This window comes from Streptomyces piniterrae, from assembly GCF_005048155.1.
Classification (GTDB): domain Bacteria; phylum Actinomycetota; class Actinomycetes; order Streptomycetales; family Streptomycetaceae; genus Streptomyces; species Streptomyces piniterrae.
This window is the reverse complement of the sequence record NZ_SUMB01000003.1, coordinates 215,145-234,842: the sequence shown is the minus strand read 5'-3', so window position 1 is coordinate 234,842 and position 19,698 is coordinate 215,145. Positions and strand designations below refer to the sequence as shown.

Genomic DNA, 19,698 nt, shown 5'->3' with positions numbered 1-19,698 from the left:
CCTCCTATGCGCGGCGCATCATGGCCAGCCCCACCAGGGAGCTACCGTCGGACGGTTCGGGACGCTCCGAGCCGGAGCGGTGCGCGGCTCGGTGCTGGTCAGCCAGCGTCATGAGCTGGCACAACGTCATGTCCCAGAACTGGACGGGTGGAATGTGGAGGGCACCGACGGCGAGGTAGTAGCACTCAGACCAGGGGAAGGCGTCACCGTCTCGACCGGCCGGGCGGCCGCCGCCGCCTCGCCGTTTCCCTCGGCGCTCTTGAGGGACTGCTCGAACGCCTTGGTGAAAGCGGTGGTGTACTCGTCGAGCCGGCCGGGGTGCAGCAGGTCACCGAGCTGTTTGCCGTCGCGCCGCTTGTAGACGATCTCCGTCACGTGGCGTTTGCCCTTGGCGTCCTGGTGCTCACGGATGTGCGGCTCGAACTGGCCGCTTGCGACGGCCCCGGCGCCGATGATCTCGATGAGCGGGCCGAACGCGGCGCCGTCCGCCCGGATGGCGCCCTGGACGGCGGAGACCGACCCAAACCGCGCCTCGATGAGGGCGAGGCCGCGGAAGCTGTAGACGAGCGGCAGTGCGGTTCCGTCGGTGAGAGTGATGGTGACGCCCGGTGCGAGCAGGTCAATGCCAGTAGTCATGGTGGGTACCTCGGTTCAGTGCCGGGTTTCGGCCTGCGGATGGTGCGGGGCCGGGCGGGCGGCGGCGTGGGATTGCGGCCCGCCCGGACGCTTATGCGATGGCGGCCGCGGTCTCGTTGATGACGACGGACAGCCACTTGCCGGTAGAGATCAGCGGCACCGCGCGGGCCTCGACCTCGGGGGTCTTGTAGTCCTCTTCGGCGAGGCCGATCGTCGGGAAGCTGGAGAGGATGCACTTGTGTAGAGCGAAGTGAACGTCTCCGCCGATGAGGTCGCCGCCGCTGATGGGCGTCACCGCTTCGAGCTTGAAGGGGCTCGGCTTGGCGGTGTTGTCCATCTCCCATGTGCTGGTTTCGACGGCGCCGGTACCGGCGTCAGTGACGGTGCTAGTCACCAGCGCGGCCATCACATCGAGGCTCAGCTTGGCGTGCGGGAACGAGACCGAGATGTTCGAGATCGCCGAGTCGCTGTCGAGGAGCGTGTTATCCCCCCGCAGTTCCTTGACCTCGACATCCCCGGAGATCTCCACTTCCTTGATGCCGGGCACGTCGATGAGCGCCCCGTAGGTCGGGGTCCCTCCGGCGGGGTCGGCGGTGAGCGGCGCGATCTTGCAGTCCTGCACCGCGTACAGCTTGGTCACTCGGCTGATGGCCATGGTGTTCGTCCTTCCTGGTGCCGGGGTCCGGCCCGGATCGGGGGTTACTCGGTGGGGGCGTCAGTGCGCAGGCCCGCGGGGTCCCACGGCGGATCAGACGGCGAGGTAGGCGGAGTCTCCGGCGGGATGTCGCCCGGCACGGTTTCCAGCACGCTGCCGGGGATCAGCGCGGCCAGAGCCTCATCGACCGGGCCGGCGTCTTGCTCGACGATGAGGCCATCGAGCAGGTAGTAGAGGTAGCCGGGGCGGCCCTCGATGGGGAACACGCACACCCCGCCCGTCTGTACCTCGGCGTCTGTCGGGACGCGGAGCACCGGCCGGCCGACGCGGGGAGGGAGCCGGTTGCCGAGGCAGCGCACGACCTCGTCACGGTCGAGGGGGACGTATATCGGGGGCATGCTCATGCGGGGATCACCTCGGCGCGGGAGAGGGGGCGGTGTACCTCGACCGTGATCGAGTGCCGTACGCGGTTATCGGCGATCGGAAACCGGTCGATGCCCCGGACGCGGACGGCAGTCACCGGTACCGGGGAGTCCGGGAGTTGACAGCCGTGTAGAGCGACGGCGATCGTCTCGGCGAGGCCGTACCGCTCGGAGTTCTTTGCCAGGCGTGCGCTGACCTTGGTCCGGGCGCGCTGGATGAGGTCGACAGTAACGATCTCGATGACGGTGATCTCGGCGTCGGGGTCGCCGAAATCGCCGGACGCTGCGCTGTTGATAGTGATGTCTTGCGACTCGATGAGTCCGTACGGCTCGGCCTGACCAGGGCGGGGTCCGTCTCGGAAGAACGGCACGCCGGAGCCAAGGGATTCGAGGTGGGCCTTGATGGCGCTCTCCGTGGTCGCGGCCATCAACGCCCCCTGAGCTGTTCGAGGTTCCGGCGGAAGAAGAACTCCGTACGCTCGACGGCCGGCCGGAGGAAGGGCCTCGGCTTGGTCCCGGGGTGGTTGACCTTGGCGACCGGGTGAGCCGCGCCCGGCCAGTAGAGGGCCTTGCCGTTCTTCGGGGTGATGACGTGCGGCGCGGTGCCGAACTCCACATCCCGCGCGTAGTTGACGTTTGTGCCGACCTCGTAGCCGACGCCCCGCCCGTTGGTACGGCGGGCGACGATGGACGACCGCAGCCGGCCGGTGTCGACCGGCGCGAGGCGCCTTGCTTCGTTCTGTACGTCGGTGCCGGTCCGCTCGACCGCCTTCCGTACGTCGGCGGACATGCGGCCGAGGTAGCGCCGTAGGCCCCGCTCGTAGGCGCGAGTGTCGATGCGGGCGCTCGCCGAGGCGTCGAAGTAACGGGCCATCACACACCCCCGAGCAGGCCGAGGCCCGCGTTCACGTACGATGCAAGCAGCGCGTCGACCTGCGTCGAGCCGGTCGACGCCGAGGCGCTGACGGGATCCGACGGGGCGTCGTCGGCCTGGTCCTCGATGCGGACGTTGTTGCCCTCGTCGTCCACGTCGAGGCTCGGGTCCTGCGCTGCGTCCGCGTCGGACGGGGCGGCCTGCGCCTGGATGTGCGCGGAGAGGAGCGCGGTTGCCTGCGCCACCACCGGCGGCGCCGCGGCGTAGCCGAACTCTCCGGCCACCTCGACTTGTTCGGCGCTCCAACCGTCGAGCAGGCCAGCCCATCCGCCGTTCCACGACTCCGCCCCAACGACGAGATCGTCATAGCCACCCCATGCGAGGTAAACGGCGTCGACCTGTCCGAGCAGGTCAGACGACGTGACGCGGTAGGCCGACGACGGGAGAGACGGGGCGTCGTCGGCCCCGTCGGTGACGGGCGTCACCGACGAGACCGACCGGACGCGGCGCGGGAGGAGCACCAACCCGCCGGGCGCCACGTCCCCCACCACCACCATGGAGAGGGGTTCGAACTGCTGACGCGTGTAGGCAGTGATCCGCTCCATGGCAGCCTCAATCCACGTGGTGACCTCCGGGTCGGTTCCGGTGCACCCCGCGGATCGGGCCTGCGCCACAGAGCAGTACACCGGCGTCAGTCCTCGGTGCTTGCGGCGGCGTCGAGTTCGCGCTTGACGCCCTCGGTGATCAGGCCGCCCTTAGCGACGATCTGCCGGGCGTAGCCGCCGGGGTGTGAGTGGACCACCGGGCCGGTCGGCTCGCCGGAGCCGGCGGCGTCGAGAGCCCTGAATGCGTCGTCGGGTGCGGTCTGGCCGATGTCCCATCCGGTGCCGGCCGCGTACTCCTTGGTGCGGACGGCGGCGGGGGTGGGCTGCGGCTCGGGCTTGCTGCGTGTGGCCATCTCTGGCCTCCTCGCGATGTCGTGTCGGACGGGGACCAGGCGGATCAGGTGGCCGCAGCGAACGTGATCTTCACGAAAGCGGCGGGGGTATGGACGGCCACGTTCGCGCGCCGCTCGGCGAGAATGACCAGCGTGTTCGCGGTGAAATAGTCCGCGTGCGAATCGGTCATGAGGATCGTGATCCCCTGCCGCTCCCACAGGGTGGCGCCGGTCCGGTAGCCACCGAGGAGCGCGGTACCCGCGGTCATGGCGACGGTGGTCACGACGGTGAGGCCCCACAGGCGCGTGGGGGCACCGGGGTCGGTCACGTTGGCGATCACACGAAACTGCCCGTTGGCGTCCTCGTCGAGTTCGATGTCCTGCCAGTCGAGCGGGTTCATCACGACGGCCGTGGGCGGATAGAGCGCCAACTCTCCCTGTGTCTTGGCCTTCCGTACCGTGATCAGCTTGGCGTCCGTCGAGCCGACGCCGGGCTGATACGTCCCGATGCCGGGCGTCGTCAGGATGCCCTGCATCTCGGTCGTGCCGTTGCCTGTGAGGATTTCGCGGTCGAGCTTGTACTCAAGGCCGTAGGTGAGCCGGCCGTTGATGTAGCCCATGAGCTGCGCGTTGTCGTCCGCGGCCTGCCTCGTGATGGGCACCCAATGCGCCACGGTCTTGAGGGTGGTGGTGATCAGGTCAAAGGTGAACGGCCCCGTCTTGGGCTTGTCGGCGCCCTCGGCGACGACCGCCGCCTTGTTCCATGTGGACTGCGGTCCGGACGTGTCCCGCATGTATTCCAGCGTTGTCCCGTCCGAGGTCTGCCGGTCGAGAAGGTTCGCGACGAGCAGCGGGAAGTCAGGATTCTGCGGGATGATCCCCGGGACCCTGGTGTTCTGCTGCGGCTGCGTGCCGGTGGTGACGGTGCCGGCCGGGGCGGCGCGGTGGTCGACGGAGAACTGCCCGCGCTTGCCGTTGGCGCGGAACGATTCCAGCGCCTTGGACCGGATGAATGCCTCGGCCACAGAGACCGGGTGCTGGTTGCCCTGGTCGTCGGGCTGGTGACCGGGCTCGGTGCGGCGGCCCTGCTGCGGGGCGGGGTCGCCGGCCGGGAGAGATGCGGCGCGCAGCGAACGCAGGCGGGCGTCCCGGGTGTTGGCCTGCTCGATGGCGGCGGTGAGGTCGTCAGCCCGCTTGATCAGGTCGTTAAGGTCGCCGTCGTAGTTCTCGTCCTGGAGAAGCTTGACGATCTCGTCGCGCTGCTCGGTGAGGGTCGGTGCCCCGCCCTTGATGGGGTAGATCGGCCGGCCGTCCTTGCGCCGACCGATGGGGCGAACGCGGTTGCTCATGGCGTTGCCTTCCGGTCCGTGGGCGGGTCGCAGCCGCCCAGATGTCTGGGGTCTGCGGTCCGTCTTTCACGGCCGGTGGATCGCGCCCGGCGGCGCCCGTGGCTTTTACGTCCGGTACGGGCTGCCCGGATCATCACGGTGAGAGTAGATCGAATGCGGTGATGCGCGTCGCCGAGGGGTGCGATACCGGGCGACGACGGGCGTCTACCTGCGTCGTCGGCTGCCGCGCGCCCGGCGCGGGAGTGTCTGGTACGAGCGGGTGCGGCGGGCCCAACGACGCGCGAACGGCTGCCGGGTGGCGAACGCCCAACGCCATTGGGCCCTACTGCGGAAGCGGCCCATCACTCGCCGCCGATCGTCGTCAGCCGCAGCACCGCCGCCCGGCGCGCCCGCTCGGTCAACTTCCGCTGCTCCTCCTGCTCGTGAGCGAGCGCCGAGTCCCGGCCGTGCTCACGGTCGTACGCGGCCAGCCGCTCGACGAGGGTCGGCTCACCCGTCGCGGCGTACAGCTCGCCCAGCGCGCTACGCACGGTCTTCAGCTTTGATCCAGGCACGGCCGCCATGCGCGCCGTGATCTGGCTGACCTCGACGAGCCGGGCGGACCGGATGTTGTTGAGGACGTCGTCACGGTCCTCGTCGCTCATCTCGGCGAGCTTCTCCCAGTCGGGCAGGTCGGTGCGCACGAACCCGACGGACAGTTCCCGGGCCGAGCCGCTGCGGGCCATAGCTCGCTTGTCGCGGCCGTCGGCCGTGTCGTCGTAGAGGCCCTCGATGTGGAGCAGGTTCGACTGCTCGTCCGCGCGGAAGGTGCCTATGGGAGTGAAGGGGCTATGCATCCACAGGTAGGCGTAGCTGCCCTTGTCTATGCCGCGCTTGAAGACGCCGGGCTGGAAGGTCGTGCCGTACGAATCCCTCTTGCCGTACTGGCAGGCGATGCCGTTGAAGCTGCCATCCTGGCTCGTGTCGACGCGGAATTCGGCGGTGTCGAAGATGCGGAACTCGATCTCTGCCATCACTGTCCTCCCTTGAGCTTGTGCTCGGCGTAGACCTCGGCCACGCCCTGCATGACCTTGGTGTGGGACGGGGACAGACGCGGCGCGTACCGGTACACCGCCCGGCCGGTCTTGTCTCGGCCGTCGTACTCGTAGATCACCGCGCCGCCCCCGAATGACATGTGTCGCGGCAACCCGCCGTCCGCATCCGGTCGTACAGCGATGTCGTCCTTACCGTCGAACGGCCCGCGGCGCACCTCGCGAAACGGGACACCGGGCGGGCAGTAGGCGCCCTGATACTGGGCGGTGCCTGCGGGTTGCAGGATGGCGCGGACCTCGCCGCGCAGCAGCGTTGCCACGTCAGTTCTCCTCGAATTGGTAGGTGAGGGTGCAGCGGCACTGGATCGACTGGGAGGCGGGTGCCGTCGGGTCCGCGGGCCACCGGCTTTTGGTGAGCGTGAACCGCTTGTTCAGCGGCACGGATCGGCCGTTCTCCTCGCGGTGCGTCTCTCGGGTGCGCTGGTCGTTGGTGGCCAGCCATGTTTTCCGTACGGCGCCGGCGTCGAGGGCGGCCATGTGTGAGGCAGCGTTGTACCCGCCGACGGTCTCGGTCCGCGCGATCATCGTCGCCCGGAAGTCGGACAGGTTGCTGAACACCTTCTGAATCCGCGCCCGCAGCTCAGGCACCGACTCACCCTCGGCGACACCATGCGCGAGGATCTGCGACCGGATCACCTGCTCCGTCGTCGCGGTGACCCGCCCGGCAAGTTCGTCGATGCGGTCCCGCAGAGCGTCGGCCACCGCCGGTTCGTCGAGGTCGAAGGATGCGGAAATCGAGGCGCCGCCGCGCCGCCATGCGCGCTCGACGAACGGGCGCAGCACCTCGGCCGTCCGACGCCGCCAGTACCGGCCGTCGAACAGATCCCGGACCTTGATGCGCTCCTCCCACCCGGCCGGGCCCGTCGCCACGTCGAGATCCGTCATGCGGTCCGCGGTCGTGGTGTCGGGGTTCGGCGGGGCGAGACGGATGGTGTCCTCGCGGGCGAGGGCACACGCCTGCTCGCGTATCTCGTCGAGCCAGTCGGCGGACCGGTTCGGTTTGCCCATGAGCCGGTCGAAATCACGGAGCACGCGGGTGGCCTGTTCCTTGGCGAGGGTCCGCACCGCGGCACGGCCTGCGCTCTCCAGCACGTTATACGCCGCGTTGATCTCGTCGGGGGACGGTGACGACGGGGCGTCGTCGGCGCGTTCCAACTCGGGGCGACGGGGGGCCGGACGGGCGTCTACCTGCGTCGTTCCGAACAGACGGGCAAGTGTGTCCTCGACGGCCTGCGCGACGACCTGCCCCATGTCCGGGGCCCGCAGGCGTGAGAAATCCGCGTCCCACGACCGGACCGCGTCACCGGCCGGCGCACCCTGGACGGGGGCGAACTGTGCCCGGTACGGCGTGAGGGTGTGTTGCCCGATCCCGTCCGGCAGGGGGTCGTAGCCGAGGACCGCGCGGGCCTCGTCGACCATGGTGATGTCGGCGTACATCGATGCCCTCGCGCGGTTCGCCTTGCTGTCCTGAGCCTCTTGCAGCGCCTCGACGCCGGAGAGGTCGAACTCTGCTTCTTCGGCGTCCGACGGGAGTAGGACGCGGTCGATCTCCGAGCCGATGATCTCCAGCTTCGGCTTGATCGTCTGCGACCACAAGGCAGCTACCGCCGCCTGCTGGTTCTCGTAGGTGCTGCCACCCATGAGCACGTCCCGGCGGACACCGAATGCCATGGCTACTTCGTCGGCGTTCGCGACGCGGGATTCGAGGTAGTCCATCTCCTCGGCTGTCAGCCCGACCCGGACGTACTCGACGCCCTTGCCTTGGCTGCCGGGCGGTGAGGCGACGAGGAGTGTCTTGCCGGCGTTCTCCGGCCCCTGCATGCTGCTGCGCCACGATGCGCGGGTTGCGGCGAACTGCTGCTCTGTCTGGTCACCGACGTACAGGACACCGGTCGGCGCGGCTCCGTTGGCGTAGGACTGGCGCTGCCACTCACGGGCGTAGGCGTCCATGTCCACGGCGTGCCGCGCCGCCTTCCAAGGGGCGAGGCAGCCGAGCGGGTCGAACGGGTGCGGATACCTCAACCACAACATCTCTTCGGGCAGCACGGGGACGCGTTGCCCGTCGGCACGGTTGATGACGAACCCGACGATGTCCGCCGTCGTTGGCCGAGCCGCGATCGGCTTGTTCACCACGACCTGAACGTCATCGAACACCGGATGCGCCTCGCCGATCGGGCCGAGGCCGGTCTCTCCGCGGTCGAGCCAGACGAACGATTGCCCGGCCAACTCGCCCTGTTGCAGGATGAGCGACTTGAAGACCCTCGCGCTCATCTGGGGGTTCGGGCGCTTGTTGAACAGCCTGGCGACCTCGTGACCGTCGATGGCCTCACCATCCGGCCGGCGCACCACCAGCGGCACGGACGACCCGTTGTCAGCGATGGCCGCCACGCACCGGTACGCCACCGCGGAATGGGCGTAGCCGCGGGCCTCGGCGTCGAGGTCGAGGGTCAGGGACTGCTGCCCGCCGATGCTGGCGACGGTGATCGGGCGGCGGTCCCGGATGGCGTCGAGGCCACCGCCCGCGGCGCGCCGACCCATGGCGGCGTCAAGCACGTCTCGGAATCGTCCCACTGGAGGCCTCCTATGCGACCGCGGCGAGGTTGCCCGCGGGGGCGAGCATGAGATCGGTAAGCGCCCAGACGAGGGCGTCGAGCCGGTCAGGGGAGTCGTCGCCCGGCACCCAGGTGGCAAGCTGCTCCTCGACGGTGGGCAGGCTGTTGACGATGTGCGCGGCTCGCTGCTCGAACAGCGCGGCGACCGGCTCGGCTCGGGTCGCCTTCCCGCGGCTGGCGTGCACTGTGCGGTAGTTCACTGTCGGATCTACCTGTCGGACCACCGTGCCGATCCACTCGCCGCCGTTGTTGACCTCGGCGACGATGGCATCGGCACGGTGTGCGTGGTACGCCTGCACCGCGCGACGTACCGCCTCGATCGGGGGCATCCGGCCGGACAGATCATCGAGCACGTAGCCGTGCTGCCGCATCGTGCGGTTGAGGTCGGGGACGTACGCCTGCGAGAGTCCAGCCACGATGATGCCCATCTCGTCGGCTTCATCGGTCGAGGTGGCCGCGGGGTCCACGGCGACGACCAGGCGGGCCGTGTTGGGCATCGCGCCTACGCGGGTGGCGTCGAGCAGGCTCCACGACCAGAGTGCGCCCTCAACATCCGTGATCAGTTCGCCGTCCAACTCTTGCCGTTCGAGGCGGGTGCCCGCGTACTGCGCGATCAACTTGGTGCGCATGAGGGCGGGCAGGTGGATCGCGTCGCGGGTTCGGCCGCGGGTGACGTGCACGTCGTCCCGGCCGACGAGGTCCCGGATTTCGCGGCGAGGCTTGGGCGTGGTCGACGCGATGTAGTGCGGCCGAGACCCGATGCGCAGCCCCATCGCGGAGTGAGTGATCGCCTCGCTAAGCCGGCGCATGGCGGCTGCCTCTTCCATCCAGACGAGGCACCGGTTACCACCAGCGCGCAGCCGCTCGACATCGTCCGGGGAGTGCGCGCCGAACAACTTGGCCTCGGCCCCGCTCGGCCAGCGGGCGAACGTGCCGCCCGCGGTGGTGCGCAGCATGACGCGCGGGTCATGACCCTTGAGCCCGGACGGGCCGTTGACGCACGCCTCGACGGCGTCACCCTGCGTCGGGGCAACGATGGCCATACGATGCCCGCCCTTGAGCCGCGGGTCGCACGGGGGCCCGTTGACGTGCTCGACCATGTAGCGGGCGCAGCCGTCCGTCTTACCGGTGCCTCGGCCGCCAAGTTGGAGCCACCACCCGAGGGTCTCGATGTGCTCGGGGGCCACCTGCCACGGGTACGGCTGCCATCTGCCCCACCGCTTCGCCCAGACCTTGGCCCGTAGTTCCTCTTCCAGCAGGGCGAGTTCCTCGGGGCTCATGCTGGCGAGGCGCTCGTCTAGATCATCGAGCGTCGTCATATCTCGGCGAGTTCCTCGGCGAGGGCCTTGATGCGGGCGGTCATCTCGTCCGTGACGGTGACGTTCGCCCGGATGGGTGCGTCGCTTCCGATGGTCTTAGCAGTGCGTTCGAGGGCCTTGATGATGACCTCGGCCGCGCGGGCGTCGCCCGCGATGGCTTTGGGCATGAGGCCGTCGATGATGGCGTCGAGAACGGCGAGTTGCTCGCCGCGCCATGCGTCGAGGTGGGCGGCTGCGTCTTTGCCGTAGGTGGCGCGGGCGCGCTTCCACGCATCGTGGGCCGTCTTCACGTCGCAGCCGAGGCGGTCGGCAATCTCCCGGAATTGCAGGCGGTCACGGGTACGGAGGATCGCTACCTCGTCGGCACGGTGCGCCCCGAGTGTGAGGTTCTTGTGTGTTGCTGCCATGTCCGCTCGCCTCCCTGGTGGGGAGGGTACGGATTTTCGGCTTTGCCGGATCTTGAGGGGTGCGATACCGGGGGACAGCGGTTCCTGCCGGGCATGGGTCGGCCCCACCGCGACGGGGGGACGCGGTGGGGCCTAGCCAGTGTGGCAGTGATCCAGCTGCTCGGGGTCAGTTGCGCAGGCCGCGAGTCTTGCTCTTCGACTCCTTCTGAAGTCGCTCAGCGGCCTTCAGGGCGCGCTCGGCCGTGTCGAAGTCCCCGCGGGCGATGGCGTCTCCAGCAGTGTCGCAAAGGGCACTGCCCTCCCGGCTGAGAGACGTGGCCTCGCGGACCGTATCGAGGTCGATGGGGCGTCGGCGTCGGAACACAGTTCTCCTCGGTTGGGTGTACGGGTTTTCAGCTCTGCGCGGTGTCGCCGGCGCTGTATCAGCGCGCCGGTTGGGTGCCCTTTTGGACCGAGTAGCCCCCCTGCCCGATCTTGGTGATGGTCGTGTTGTTGGCGTTGGTGTTGGCGTCCTCACCTGCGGCAACAACGCCAACCGGCCCCTCGTCAGAAGGGGAGGGGAGAGGCGGAAGGTCATCACGGTGGACGCCCGGCCCGTTCCCGCGGGTGGTCCGTACGCCCTCACGAACCCGGATGTCCGCCTCGGCGAGGAGCGCCCGAACCTCCTTGGTGGTGGAAGCGCAGAACACGTCACGCAGGACGGTGAGCAGCGCGCCGCGGTCGTCGCCGACGGCCTTCCATACCGCGGCGAGAACGTCGACGGGCTCGGCGTCCTCGGCGGCCTGCTCCCCCTCGTCGAGCCGGCCCGCGTAGTAGGCGGCGGCCAGTCCCCCGCCCGCGGCCACCCATATCAGCGGCCGGGTGCCGTCGAGGAGCATCACGGTGAACGCCCCTCCCGCGACGGAGCCGACGAGACGTTTCACGCCGGTGGCGGGGCCGTCCGCGCCGAGCCACTGACTGTATGAACGGGCCAGTGCCCCGGCCCCGTCGCCGAGCCGGGACAGATGGTCACCGGCGCTCACTGGACGCCCCCTGCCCACCACGCGCCGGACAGGTTCGCGAAGTTGGCCAGCGGCACCGCAAGCGCGCCCGCCACACCGGCGTTGAGGCCGAGCAGGATTCCTGTTGTGCTCCCCAACACGACCTTGGCTTTGGGGATCTTCTTCGACCACTTGAGGGCGCCGATGAGGAGCGCGGTGGCGAGCAGCACCATCACGTACCCGCCATCTGTCAGGGGGACGATGCGGTGCGAGGTGGCATTGTGGGTGTGGCCGCCGACGCCGTATACGAGCCCGGCGTCCCCGATGGTGTTGCCGCCCCATAGGACGATGTGGCCCGCGCTCCCGAGCAGGCCGCCCGCACACAGGACGACGAGGACGCCGTAGAAGCCAGCGAGGATGTAGGGGATGAGCGCGGGGACCTTGTGGCCTTCCTTGATCCACCAGCGTTGGACGACTACGGCGAGGATGATGGTGCCGGCGGCGGCGCCGCCGAGGCTGACGGTGGTTGCTCCGAGGTTCATGGGTGATTCCTCAGCGGTAGAGGGCGGCGGCGAGGGCCGCGAGGGTGAGGATGACGGCGGTAGTCGCGGCGGCCGGTCCGGCGTAGCGGCCGGGGTCGCGGCGGGGCGCGGTGCGCACCAGCCCGACGAACGCGCCAGCCGCGGCGAGCGCGAAGAACACGAGCGCGAGGGCGGGCATCACGCGGTCCGCGGCGCATGCAGCGCGGGCGGGTAGTCGCGGAGCGCCGGTTCGTGCTGCTCGACCTCGGCGCGGAGTTGCCCGCGGATCGTCGAGTCGCCCACGCGGCCGTGCCCGGCGGCGATGAGCGCGTCACGCATGGCGGCGGTGCCGGGCCGGGTGCCGCCGTCGTACAGGGGTCGAACGGCTGCGCACCGGGGGTCGCGGTAGACGATCGCGGGCGCCGCCTCCGGCTCGGCGGGCGGAAGCTGCGGGGCCGGAGCCTGGTCGGGGATCGGCGGGACCGCCGGGGCCGGGGCCGGCTGTTCCTTGACGCGCTCGACGACGGGGGCGTCAGCCGGGGTGTCGACGCTGGTCGACGGGGCGGCGACGGGCGTCGCTGCGAGGTGGAGCAGATGGCCGAGCACGAGCGGCGGCACGCAAGACACGGTGATCACGAGCCACGCGGGGGCGTGCGGGGTCGCCGACCAGTGGCCGGTCACGAACAGGTGACTCACGGGCTGTGCGGCCATGGCGGCGCCGAGGGCGAGCCATGCGCCGATGACGGCCGAGGTCTTGCCGGGCGCGCCGGCCGGGCGCCGTGAGGCGACGACCGCGGCGATACCGGCGTACGCGGCGAGGACGGACGCCATGCCCCATGCGAGGCGGGTGTCCCATCCGGCGAGTACGCCGAGGTGGTGCTCACCTGGGGCGCACATGACCATGACGAGGATGGCGACGATGGGGCGGCCGGCGTCGGTGAACAGGGTTGCCCACCAGGGGATGCGCGGGGCGGGTGCGGTGCGCTGCGGCTTGGGGGCGGTGCCTGAGATGCGGCGGAGCAGGCGCCTGCGGAGTGTGGGGCGGCTACGCTTTGCGTCAGCCATGGAGACTTCACCTCTCCTGGTCAGACCCCTGTTTCGGTGTAGGCGCACCGGGCGGGGGTCGTTGTCGTTGAGGGGTCGACGGGCGTCGTCGGCCCGTCGGAACGCCCAAAGGGTACCCCTTGGACTAGCTCAAGAGTACCCCTTGTGTGATCCAGGCGCGGTGGTGAATTCCCGGATGGGGGAGATGAGTTGGCCGGTGAGGTTGAGCGGGTGCGTGCTGCGCTGCGCGCCGTCGAGGAGATCGAGGACCCCGCGGAGCGGGCCGCCGCGTGCTCCGAGTTACTGCATGCGTGGCCGCAGCTGCACCGCCAAGTGGCGGACGTGCGGCAACAGGCGGTTAACGAGGCGCACGATGATCGCGGCATGACGTATGTGGCGCTCGGCCGGAGGATGGGCGGGATCACGGGCGAGGCGGTTGGGCAGATCGCGCGGGGCCGAGGGCGGGCGCGTACCCCGTCGGACGGGCGTTGACGTGCGTCGTCGCCGCGACGGGCGCACGCTGGCGGTATGGCCGAGCGTCCGCCCGTGGTGGTGCATCCTCCGTCGCCGTCCGGCGGCCGGCGCGTGACGGTCGACGCTGAGATCCTCGGTATGGCCTACGGGCCGGGCGACCTGATCGAGTTCCTCCGGCGGGCGGGGATGGATCCCGACGAGATCCAGCTCGACGACCGGGCCCTGATCGAGTGGCGGGGCGGCGGGCCGGACGTGTGGATGTGACGGCGCCCCGCCTGTCCGGGGACGGGCGGGGCGCTGCGGTGGGTGGGGCCACTGGCCGCGCCAGTCGGCCAGCGCTCCGGCGATGATCTCCCCATTCGTCGCCCCTGGCTCCTCCGAGAAGTCGAACCAAGTCTCGTTCAGCCACTGGGCGAACGGCCGGGCGGACTCCTCGGGCAACTCGCGGGCCTCGATGACGTATTCACGGATCATGTCGTCGTCGACCGGTTGCACGCCGGGTCGAACGTCCTCGGGCGCGGCACCAGCCTCGTCGGCGATCTCGGCGAGCGCGTTGGGGTCGAGCGTGGGCATGGCGCCTCCCTGGTGTTGGTGGTCGTGCGTGAGTGCCCCGCCGCGGAGTCGAACCGCGAGGCCCGGCGCTGGGGGCGCCGTCGGGCCGGCCGGTTGCGGGACGGCTGGTCAGCGCTGCTTGGACTCTTCAAAGGCGCGGACGCTGGCCACTGCGTCTCGCTTCGTTCCGAACTCTGCATCGGCGGTGTACTCGCCGGGGTACGTCAGCATCCAGCGGGGTCCGGACGGGAGTCCGGTAGCGCGGGGGTTCTCTGCCGGGCAGTTCTCTAGTCCATAGATGCCACTCGCGGTGTGAACCTCGTAGCTTCCAGCGGCGATGCGCTTGACCTTCATGACCCCTCCTACGGCCTGCCTCATCAGGGGTCGGCGGCCAGCCCGCACCCGACGCCCCGGAGGGCGTTTCGGCTTGTCAGGTTGCGTCGGGCGTTTACCGGTTCACCGCGTCCCAGATGGCACGGCCGACGGTGCCCGGCTTCGCGTCGGGTCCGGCAGTCCGGGTGGCACCGAAGCGCATCCCGTCACGCTCGGACCAGTAGTCGACATACGCCCTGGGCTCCCAGCCCTTCGGGGCGCCCGTGTGGACCGGTCGGTCCGCCGGGACGATCCGGCTTACCACGTAGTCCTTTCCCTTGACGGTGACTACGCGGCCCATCAGGTCGTGGCCATCGGCCCGGCGCTGGATCAGCGCGGTGCGCTCTTCCGCCGGCTGCTCAGGGCTCTTCATCTCCGGCTCGAACGGCCGCACGTCCGACTCGTGCGCGTAGATCTCCCCGCCCGTGTCCAGCTCGACGTCGTACCGGGTGATCCGCGTTCCGTTCCGGCGCGGAACACTGATGACCTTGGCCACCTTGCCAAGCCCTTGATCCGTCATGACGAGGTCACCGAAGGCGAATCGCGGGGAGGTCCGCTCGGGAGCGTCGACCAGCACCAGGCGAACCTTCCGGCCGTCCTTGTACTCGATGGCGAAGTCTGTGCGGGTGATCGATGACATCGTTCGCACGTCGCGCTTACCACCCATCTGTGCGTGGTTGATCTCATCCAGCCCCTCACGCTTGCTGACGGTGCTGGTTACGCCGTTCTCGGTGCGCTCGAAGACCTTCATTTCTCCTCCTACGACTTTTCCGTGGATCCCTCACCCTTGCGGGTGTACGTACACCCTAGGGGTGGGTGTACGTACACCGCAAGTCGCTGGATGGCTTTGCTTTGAACTGAATGTCGCTGCTACTGGCCGCTGTCGACGATCTCGACATCCGGCGACCAGCCGCCGTCGGTGCGCTCGGCGACCACGGCCACGGTTCGACCCTCGCTCTCCTGCATAGTCGCCTCGGCGGGGGCGCGGACGGTGCCGACGTAGAAGCCCTTGGCGGCATTGTTCCGGCGGCGCGTCTCGGCGTTCTTGGCCTTGGACTCGTTGAACCAGCCGGCGCGGCGCCCCTGTCGCAGCAGCTCCCACGACCACCCGTACTGACCCTGCACGCGTCGGGCGGGGACGAGGTTGCCGTCCAGGTCGAACAGGCCGGGGAACTCGGCGACTCCGCCGTCCTCGGCGATGCGCGCGGCGAGGCGGTCCTCGCGGGCGCACAGGCCGTGCGCCCACTGGCTGCGGAACCCGTCGGTGTCGGATGCCTCGACGCTTTCGCGCGCCGCCTCCTCGCGCGCCTCGGCGCTCTTCCGCAGGGTGGCTGCCGCTTCGGCCTGCTCACGCGCCTCGGCCTCACGCGCCTCGGCCTCCTTCCGCTCCCTGTACTCGCGGGCCACCTGGCGAACCGCCGCACTGAATGCCTCTTGGCGGAAGTTCCGGATCGAAACGCGGGCCATAAGTGATCCCTCTTGTCAGGGCGGGCGTGAGGCCCACCTCTCCCAAACGGTGTACGTACACCGTAAGGCTTGGTGTACGTACACCGCAAGTCCTGAATATGGATTCCTGTACGTACACCCCGCTACCATCGGTCCATGCCAAACGCCCCGAAAACCCAACACAGGTCCGTGCGCATCGACGATGACGACTGGCGGGACCTCAAGACGCGCGCCCCCGGCGGTGACCGCTCCGCCGCCATCAAGGAACTGCTGGCCTGGTACCTGCGCCGACCGGGTGCCAAGCTGCCCAAGCGACCCGACCCACCGGCCGTCGACGCCCCGCCCGTCGAGGGCTGACGGGGCGTCCACCTGCGTCTACCCGCCGTCGACGGCCAACCCGTCGAGGGCGGCGAGCAGGGCTTCGCGCTCGACGTAGTCCCGCATCTCCATGCCGCCCTCGGCCACGGCGCGCACGCGAACGAGGGCGGCCTCAGCCTGCTCGGCGCGGGTGCGCATCTCGTCGAGCTGCTCCCACCACGGCCGTTCGACGGTCTGCGCGAGGACGCTGCGCCACCGCTCGAACTGCTTAGGATCGATGGGGCTCTCGGTCTGGTAGAACGCCATCTCACCGGCCACAACAGCACGGGAGAACACGGCCAGTACTTCGGCGAGTACGACGGCGTGCTGGTCGCGGTCGCGTTCCATCTCCTCCCCCTTGGCCTTCCACGTCGCGCGGCCGGCGGCGGTCTGGTCGAGGCGGCGTATGAGGTGCTCGACCTGGTGCCGGAGTAGCGGCCCCTCATCGGCGGTGAGGACTCCGCGGGCGGCGCGGGACAGGAGTATGCCGAGGGCGTCGCGGTACTCGTACCCGAACGGCTCTGGCGGCGCCTGGTCCGTGGGGCAGCCGCATCCCCAGTTGTGGGTCTCAGGCGTCGGGCAATGCGCGTCGTGCGGGATGCCTGCGTCGCATGCCGGGCAGTCCCGGGCCGGGTCGTCGGTCGTCGGCGCGTCGTCGGTGGGTGTTGTCATGGCGTCGGCGATACGTCTGACCTGCGTCGTCAGCCCGTCGAGGTGACGGGTGAGGGCGTCGAGGTGGCGTTCGAGGCGGCGGGTGGGATCCGTGCTCACGGTCGGTGCTCCTCGCCAAACGCGGGCCGGTCGTACGCCCGCTGCAACCGCTGCTGCTCACGGGCGCGCCGCACACGGAGCACGCTGGCCCCCGCGACGCCCACCAGATTGGCGATGACCAGGGTGAGCCATACCTCGGGGAGGTGGCCGGTGATCAGCCACAGCGCACCGGTCGTGATGGCGCCGACGAGGGTGCCGAGCAGGAAGATATGCAAGAGCTGGAATCGCATGGTCAGTTCTCCTCGGTGGTGATGTCGACGACCCGTACGGCCGAGCTGCGGGGTGTGGTGGGGTCGTTGCGGTGTCGCCACGCGTGGACGGTGGCGGCGGGGCGTAGGAGGGCGTGAACGGCCAGCACGCCGAGTTGCCCGCGGCGGGTGCACGTCCATCGGCCGCCGAACGTGAGCCGGCGCCATAGCCAGGTGTCGAGCCGATCCCACGGGCGCAGCCGGCCGAGGAAGTACCCGACAGTGAACGAGGCGGCGATGAGCGCGCTCACGACGCCACCGCAAACCGCGCAGCACGCGCCGCACAGCGGGCCTTGGATGCCTGAGCCGCCGCCGAGGCAGCCCGCTTGCACGGCACGCACGGCGTCTCATCGAGCATCCGATGCAGCTCGTAGCCGCGACGGCTACCGCCCTCGGGCGTGGCATGCGCAGTGGCGAGACGCTCCCGGCGGCCGGCCTCAACACGGTCTGCCTGCGCCTGCGTGCACGTCTCGCACGTCTCGCCGTATCGGTGATGCCCGGTGAGGGCGGCGGCGGTACCGCAGGCAAGCCGGATACGGCCCTCGTCGTCCAGCCATCGGCCATCACTCAGCTTGAGTTGGCCGCGCTCCTTGGCGGTGAGGCCGCCCCAAACGCCGATCCTCTCGTCGTTGTCGAGCGCCCAAGAGAGGCAGTCGGGGCGGAGCCGGCAGCCACCGCAGATGTCCTTGGCGGCGGCCTGGTCGGCGCCGGTGGTGGCGTGGAACAGCTCGGGGTCTGCGGTGGCGCATGCGGCGGTCCCGTGGGCGAGGAACGCGGGGAGGTTGAGGTTCATGGTCACTGCTCCTCGGTGTCGGGGTGGTTGGTCTTGGGGGTGTTGGGGTGGCCGCCGGTGGTGGGGTCGCATCCGATGTGGGTGTCGTATCCGCGGGCTGCCCAGTCGGTGTTGAGGGGCCTGCCGCATACGGCGCAGAGGGGGGCTGTGGGGGTGGTGTTTTCGTCGTCCTCCCCCACACCTCCCCCCTCCCTAGAGGGGGAGCGGGGGGAGGGAGGTTTTGATGGGGCATCCCCCGGACCTCCCCCGGCGTTTGGGGGGATGTTTGACCTGGGGTTTTGGGCTATCTCCCCCGGGGTCCCCCCGGTTTTGGGGGGAGTTGGGGTTTCAAGATCGTGGGGGAGGTTTGGGGGGAGGTCATTTCGGACATCGAGAGCCTCGTCCAGGGACCCCCGGCGCTTGCGCAGCCGGACGGCTTCTTCGATCTTCTCCTTGCGCATCTGGATGCCCTGCTCTGCGCACCACTTGATGACCCGGGGACCGCCCCATTTGATGTCGACGGCAGCCTTGTCGAGGGCTGCAACGAGCCATTCGGGGGTGCCGTAGGTGAGTGGCGTGGGGCGGGCGTCGAGGGACTCCAGCACTACCGATGTGAGCGGCCGGCCGTCTGGCTTGGCCTCGCCGTCGAGGGTGATGACCTTGAGGCCGAATTGAAGATCGCGGCCTTCCTCGTCGTCTTTCTGTTTGCCCACCTTCATCGTCACCACGATGTTTCGGGCGCTGTCGCCCTTCTTTGAGACGTGCAGCTCAGACTGCAACGCGCCCTTGGCGGCCGAGGCACCGCGGCCGTGCTCGCCGATGTGGCCGGTGTGGTGGATGACGAGGACGCATGCGCCGGTGGCGCGGCGGAGATCCTCGATGCGCTCTATAACAACACCGAGTTCGGTGTTGCTGTTCTCCTCGACACCGACGGATACGCGGGCCTGCGTGTCGATGACGATCATCTGCGGTTGCAGGCGGCGCATTGCCTCGATCAGGGTGTCCCACTCCGGGCCTCGGGTCTGGACGGGCCGGGGCAGGAAGAGGACGTTGTCCATCTTGAGGCCGTAGTGCTGCTCCCACGCGCGGACGCGCTTGCGGATTCCGCGGGCGCCCTCGGCGACGAGGTAGACGACGGTCCCTTGCCGGACGTGGTGGCCGTGCCAGTTCATGCCGGTGCCGACGTGGGCGGCGAGGTCGATGGTCACGAACGATTTCATATGCCCGGACGGGCCGATGATCCGGGCGAGGGAGTCAAGGTGCAGCAGATCGCCGACGAGGGGTTCGAGAGCGGGCATGGCGTCGAGGCTGGCTGCGTCGAGGAGTTCGGCAAGCAGCGCGTCTGCCGGATCCCCGGAGCGGCCGGCAGCGCGCTCGGCTTGCCGCTTGAGGTAGTCGTCGATGAACGTGGTGGTTCCGCCGGGGACAGCGTCTGGGGCGGTGGCGCGCTGGACGATGCGGCGGCCTAGCTCGGCCTCGGCGCGAAGGTCGGCAAAGTGGCGGACCTTTTCGGCGTAGTACCCGGGGTCGGATGCGCCGTATTCGTAGAGGTGGTGGAGGTAGCCCCTACCTCCAACTCGCTTGAGGTCCTTGGTCTTGTCCAGCTCGATGGAGAGGGCAACGGCCTCGGTGGGTTCGCCCCTGGCGTGGAGGCGGAGGATCGCGTCCCAGATCGTTTCGTGGGCGGGGCGGTAGAAGTCGCTGCCTTGGATGATGCCCGCGGCCTCGGAGATCTTGCGGGGGTTGTACATGCAGCCGCCGAGAACGGACTGTTCGGCCTCAAGGTTCTCGGCCTGCGAGTCTGTAAGGCCGTCCGGGTCCGCCGAGTCGTACGGCGCGAGGTGGCGGACGTTGTCCAC

At 69.5% G+C, this 19,698-nt stretch carries 29 protein-coding genes and 1 other RNA gene; 1 reads left to right on the top strand and 29 read right to left on the bottom strand.

What is annotated here, in order from left to right; genetic code table 11:
• Positions 1-4: 4 nt before the first annotated feature.
• The 24 genes from FCH28_RS40050 to FCH28_RS09650 form a co-directional block, all read right to left on the bottom strand.
• Positions 5-154, bottom strand: a complete 150-nt coding sequence (locus FCH28_RS40050) for a hypothetical protein (RefSeq protein WP_425471918.1) — start codon at positions 152-154, stop codon at positions 5-7.
• Positions 127-636, bottom strand: a complete 510-nt coding sequence (locus FCH28_RS09760; RefSeq protein ID WP_136739391.1) for a hypothetical protein — start codon at positions 634-636, stop codon at positions 127-129. The genes FCH28_RS40050 and FCH28_RS09760 overlap by 28 nt, the downstream gene beginning before the upstream one ends.
• Before the next feature lie 91 nt (positions 637-727).
• Positions 728-1,291: a major tail protein gene (locus tag FCH28_RS09755; protein ID WP_136739390.1), complete on the bottom strand. Its 564-nt coding sequence runs from the start codon at positions 1,289-1,291 to the stop codon at positions 728-730.
• Positions 1,292-1,335: 44 nt separating this feature from the next.
• Positions 1,336-1,695: a hypothetical protein gene (locus FCH28_RS09750; RefSeq protein WP_136739389.1), complete on the bottom strand. Its 360-nt coding sequence runs from the start codon at positions 1,693-1,695 to the stop codon at positions 1,336-1,338.
• On the bottom strand, positions 1,692-2,141 hold the full coding sequence (locus FCH28_RS09745; RefSeq protein ID WP_136739387.1) for a hypothetical protein: 450 nt from the start codon (positions 2,139-2,141) through the stop codon (positions 1,692-1,694). The genes FCH28_RS09750 and FCH28_RS09745 overlap by 4 nt, the downstream gene beginning before the upstream one ends.
• Complete coding sequence (locus FCH28_RS09740) at positions 2,141-2,587, bottom strand: HK97-gp10 family putative phage morphogenesis protein (RefSeq protein WP_136739385.1); 447 nt, start codon at positions 2,585-2,587, stop codon at positions 2,141-2,143. The genes FCH28_RS09745 and FCH28_RS09740 overlap by 1 nt, the downstream gene beginning before the upstream one ends.
• Positions 2,587-3,192: a hypothetical protein gene (locus FCH28_RS09735; RefSeq protein ID WP_222852408.1), complete on the bottom strand. Its 606-nt coding sequence runs from the start codon at positions 3,190-3,192 to the stop codon at positions 2,587-2,589. The genes FCH28_RS09740 and FCH28_RS09735 overlap by 1 nt, the downstream gene beginning before the upstream one ends.
• 86 nt (positions 3,193-3,278) lie before the next feature.
• Positions 3,279-3,545 carry a hypothetical protein gene (locus tag FCH28_RS09730; protein ID WP_136739382.1) on the bottom strand — a complete coding sequence of 89 codons (267 nt, stop codon included), beginning with the start codon at positions 3,543-3,545 and terminating at the stop codon, positions 3,279-3,281.
• A 44-nt stretch (positions 3,546-3,589) separates the two neighbouring features.
• A complete protein-coding gene (locus FCH28_RS09725; protein WP_136739381.1) occupies positions 3,590-4,873 on the bottom strand; it encodes a phage major capsid protein in 1,284 nt (427 codons plus the stop codon).
• A gap of 341 nt (positions 4,874-5,214) precedes the next feature.
• Positions 5,215-5,886 (bottom strand): HK97 family phage prohead protease, encoded by a 672-nt coding sequence (locus FCH28_RS09720; RefSeq protein WP_136739379.1) that lies wholly within the window; start codon positions 5,884-5,886, stop codon positions 5,215-5,217.
• Positions 5,886-6,224, bottom strand: a complete 339-nt coding sequence (locus FCH28_RS09715; RefSeq protein WP_136739378.1) for a hypothetical protein — start codon at positions 6,222-6,224, stop codon at positions 5,886-5,888. Before FCH28_RS09715 ends, FCH28_RS09720 begins: the two co-directional genes overlap by 1 nt.
• A 1-nt stretch (position 6,225) precedes the next feature.
• Complete coding sequence (locus FCH28_RS09710) at positions 6,226-8,517, bottom strand: phage portal protein (RefSeq protein WP_136739377.1); 2,292 nt, start codon at positions 8,515-8,517, stop codon at positions 6,226-6,228.
• Positions 8,518-8,545: 28 nt separating this feature from the next.
• A complete protein-coding gene (locus tag FCH28_RS09705; protein WP_136739375.1) occupies positions 8,546-9,895 on the bottom strand; it encodes a phage terminase large subunit family protein in 1,350 nt (449 codons plus the stop codon).
• Positions 9,892-10,302: a hypothetical protein gene (locus FCH28_RS09700; protein ID WP_136739373.1), complete on the bottom strand. Its 411-nt coding sequence runs from the start codon at positions 10,300-10,302 to the stop codon at positions 9,892-9,894. Before FCH28_RS09700 ends, FCH28_RS09705 begins: the two co-directional genes overlap by 4 nt.
• A 166-nt stretch (positions 10,303-10,468) precedes the next feature.
• The gene (locus tag FCH28_RS09695; protein ID WP_136739371.1) at positions 10,469-10,666 is read right to left on the bottom strand and encodes a translin family protein; all 198 of its coding nucleotides are present in this window, start codon (positions 10,664-10,666) and stop codon (positions 10,469-10,471) included.
• A gap of 58 nt (positions 10,667-10,724) precedes the next feature.
• A complete protein-coding gene (locus FCH28_RS09690; RefSeq protein WP_136739370.1) occupies positions 10,725-11,324 on the bottom strand; it encodes a hypothetical protein in 600 nt (199 codons plus the stop codon).
• Complete coding sequence (locus FCH28_RS09685; protein WP_136739368.1) at positions 11,321-11,824, bottom strand: hypothetical protein; 504 nt, start codon at positions 11,822-11,824, stop codon at positions 11,321-11,323. The genes FCH28_RS09690 and FCH28_RS09685 overlap by 4 nt, the downstream gene beginning before the upstream one ends.
• A 10-nt stretch (positions 11,825-11,834) precedes the next feature.
• Positions 11,835-12,002 carry a hypothetical protein gene (locus tag FCH28_RS38025; RefSeq protein ID WP_169314112.1) on the bottom strand — a complete coding sequence of 56 codons (168 nt, stop codon included), beginning with the start codon at positions 12,000-12,002 and terminating at the stop codon, positions 11,835-11,837.
• On the bottom strand, positions 12,002-12,868 hold the full coding sequence (locus FCH28_RS09680; RefSeq protein WP_246102618.1) for a hypothetical protein: 867 nt from the start codon (positions 12,866-12,868) through the stop codon (positions 12,002-12,004). The genes FCH28_RS38025 and FCH28_RS09680 overlap by 1 nt, the downstream gene beginning before the upstream one ends.
• Before the next feature lie 279 nt (positions 12,869-13,147).
• Positions 13,148-13,894: a hypothetical protein gene (locus FCH28_RS39850; protein WP_169314111.1), complete on the bottom strand. Its 747-nt coding sequence runs from the start codon at positions 13,892-13,894 to the stop codon at positions 13,148-13,150.
• A gap of 108 nt (positions 13,895-14,002) precedes the next feature.
• Positions 14,003-14,227, bottom strand: coding sequence for a hypothetical protein (locus FCH28_RS09665; protein ID WP_136739363.1), 225 nt, complete (start codon positions 14,225-14,227; stop codon positions 14,003-14,005).
• 9 nt (positions 14,228-14,236) lie between these two features.
• Positions 14,237-14,301: hammerhead ribozyme type II (locus FCH28_RS09660), an RNA gene on the bottom strand.
• Between the two features lie 20 nt (positions 14,302-14,321).
• Complete coding sequence (locus tag FCH28_RS09655; RefSeq protein ID WP_136739362.1) at positions 14,322-14,996, bottom strand: hypothetical protein; 675 nt, start codon at positions 14,994-14,996, stop codon at positions 14,322-14,324.
• Positions 14,997-15,115: 119 nt separating this feature from the next.
• Complete coding sequence (locus FCH28_RS09650) at positions 15,116-15,712, bottom strand: hypothetical protein (protein ID WP_136739361.1); 597 nt, start codon at positions 15,710-15,712, stop codon at positions 15,116-15,118.
• A 135-nt stretch (positions 15,713-15,847) separates the two neighbouring features.
• On the opposite strand from FCH28_RS09650, the gene FCH28_RS09645 reads away from it, so the two are divergent.
• On the top strand, positions 15,848-16,048 hold the full coding sequence (locus FCH28_RS09645; protein ID WP_136739360.1) for a hypothetical protein: 201 nt from the start codon (positions 15,848-15,850) through the stop codon (positions 16,046-16,048).
• An 18-nt stretch (positions 16,049-16,066) separates the two neighbouring features.
• Here the strand turns inward: FCH28_RS09645 and FCH28_RS09640 are convergent, their stop codons facing one another.
• Genes FCH28_RS09640 through FCH28_RS09620 form a run of 5 tightly spaced genes read right to left on the bottom strand, consistent with a single transcriptional unit; the run spans position 16,067 to position 19,698 of the window.
• Positions 16,067-16,819, bottom strand: a complete 753-nt coding sequence (locus FCH28_RS09640; protein ID WP_136739359.1) for a hypothetical protein — start codon at positions 16,817-16,819, stop codon at positions 16,067-16,069.
• Positions 16,816-17,049: a hypothetical protein gene (locus FCH28_RS09635; RefSeq protein WP_136739357.1), complete on the bottom strand. Its 234-nt coding sequence runs from the start codon at positions 17,047-17,049 to the stop codon at positions 16,816-16,818. Before FCH28_RS09635 ends, FCH28_RS09640 begins: the two co-directional genes overlap by 4 nt.
• 2 nt (positions 17,050-17,051) lie before the next feature.
• Positions 17,052-17,318, bottom strand: coding sequence for a hypothetical protein (locus FCH28_RS09630; protein ID WP_136739356.1), 267 nt, complete (start codon positions 17,316-17,318; stop codon positions 17,052-17,054).
• Positions 17,315-17,860, bottom strand: a complete 546-nt coding sequence (locus FCH28_RS09625; protein WP_136739355.1) for a WhiB family transcriptional regulator — start codon at positions 17,858-17,860, stop codon at positions 17,315-17,317. Before FCH28_RS09625 ends, FCH28_RS09630 begins: the two co-directional genes overlap by 4 nt.
• 2 nt (positions 17,861-17,862) lie before the next feature.
• The gene (locus tag FCH28_RS09620) at positions 17,863-19,698 is read right to left on the bottom strand and encodes an AAA family ATPase (RefSeq protein ID WP_136739354.1); all 1,836 of its coding nucleotides are present in this window, start codon (positions 19,696-19,698) and stop codon (positions 17,863-17,865) included.

Excerpts from the sequence above, each read along its gene's own strand:
- FCH28_RS09735 (WP_222852408.1), bottom strand. The coding sequence starts at position 3,192 with ATGGAGCGGATCACTGCCTACACGCGTCAGCAGTTCGAACCCCTCTCC.
- FCH28_RS09635 (WP_136739357.1), bottom strand. The coding sequence starts at position 17,049 with ATGCGATTCCAGCTCTTGCATATCTTCCTGCTCGGCACCCTCGTCGGC.
- FCH28_RS09625 (WP_136739355.1), bottom strand. The coding sequence starts at position 17,860 with ATGAACCTCAACCTCCCCGCGTTCCTCGCCCACGGGACCGCCGCATGC.
- FCH28_RS39850 (WP_169314111.1), bottom strand. The coding sequence starts at position 13,894 with ATGCCCACGCTCGACCCCAACGCGCTCGCCGAGATCGCCGACGAGGCT.
- FCH28_RS09680 (WP_246102618.1), bottom strand. The coding sequence starts at position 12,868 with ATGGCTGACGCAAAGCGTAGCCGCCCCACACTCCGCAGGCGCCTGCTC.
- FCH28_RS09665 (WP_136739363.1), bottom strand. The coding sequence starts at position 14,227 with ATGAAGGTCAAGCGCATCGCCGCTGGAAGCTACGAGGTTCACACCGCG.
- FCH28_RS09725 (WP_136739381.1), bottom strand. The coding sequence starts at position 4,873 with ATGAGCAACCGCGTTCGCCCCATCGGTCGGCGCAAGGACGGCCGGCCG.
- FCH28_RS09730 (WP_136739382.1), bottom strand. The coding sequence starts at position 3,545 with ATGGCCACACGCAGCAAGCCCGAGCCGCAGCCCACCCCCGCCGCCGTC.
- FCH28_RS38025 (WP_169314112.1), bottom strand. The coding sequence starts at position 12,002 with ATGCCCGCCCTCGCGCTCGTGTTCTTCGCGCTCGCCGCGGCTGGCGCG.
- FCH28_RS09655 (WP_136739362.1), bottom strand. The coding sequence starts at position 14,996 with ATGAAGGTCTTCGAGCGCACCGAGAACGGCGTAACCAGCACCGTCAGC.
- FCH28_RS09745 (WP_136739387.1), bottom strand. The coding sequence starts at position 2,141 with ATGGCCGCGACCACGGAGAGCGCCATCAAGGCCCACCTCGAATCCCTT.
- FCH28_RS09685 (WP_136739368.1), bottom strand. The coding sequence starts at position 11,824 with ATGAACCTCGGAGCAACCACCGTCAGCCTCGGCGGCGCCGCCGCCGGC.
- FCH28_RS09650 (WP_136739361.1), bottom strand. The coding sequence starts at position 15,712 with ATGGCCCGCGTTTCGATCCGGAACTTCCGCCAAGAGGCATTCAGTGCG.
- FCH28_RS09760 (WP_136739391.1), bottom strand. The coding sequence starts at position 636 with ATGACTACTGGCATTGACCTGCTCGCACCGGGCGTCACCATCACTCTC.
- FCH28_RS09700 (WP_136739373.1), bottom strand. The coding sequence starts at position 10,302 with ATGGCAGCAACACACAAGAACCTCACACTCGGGGCGCACCGTGCCGAC.
- FCH28_RS09645 (WP_136739360.1), top strand. The coding sequence starts at position 15,848 with ATGCCAAACGCCCCGAAAACCCAACACAGGTCCGTGCGCATCGACGAT.
- FCH28_RS09705 (WP_136739375.1), bottom strand. The coding sequence starts at position 9,895 with ATGACGACGCTCGATGATCTAGACGAGCGCCTCGCCAGCATGAGCCCC.
- FCH28_RS09720 (WP_136739379.1), bottom strand. The coding sequence starts at position 5,886 with ATGGCAGAGATCGAGTTCCGCATCTTCGACACCGCCGAATTCCGCGTC.
- FCH28_RS09755 (WP_136739390.1), bottom strand. The coding sequence starts at position 1,291 with ATGGCCATCAGCCGAGTGACCAAGCTGTACGCGGTGCAGGACTGCAAG.
- FCH28_RS09740 (WP_136739385.1), bottom strand. The coding sequence starts at position 2,587 with ATGGCCCGTTACTTCGACGCCTCGGCGAGCGCCCGCATCGACACTCGC.
- FCH28_RS09750 (WP_136739389.1), bottom strand. The coding sequence starts at position 1,695 with ATGAGCATGCCCCCGATATACGTCCCCCTCGACCGTGACGAGGTCGTG.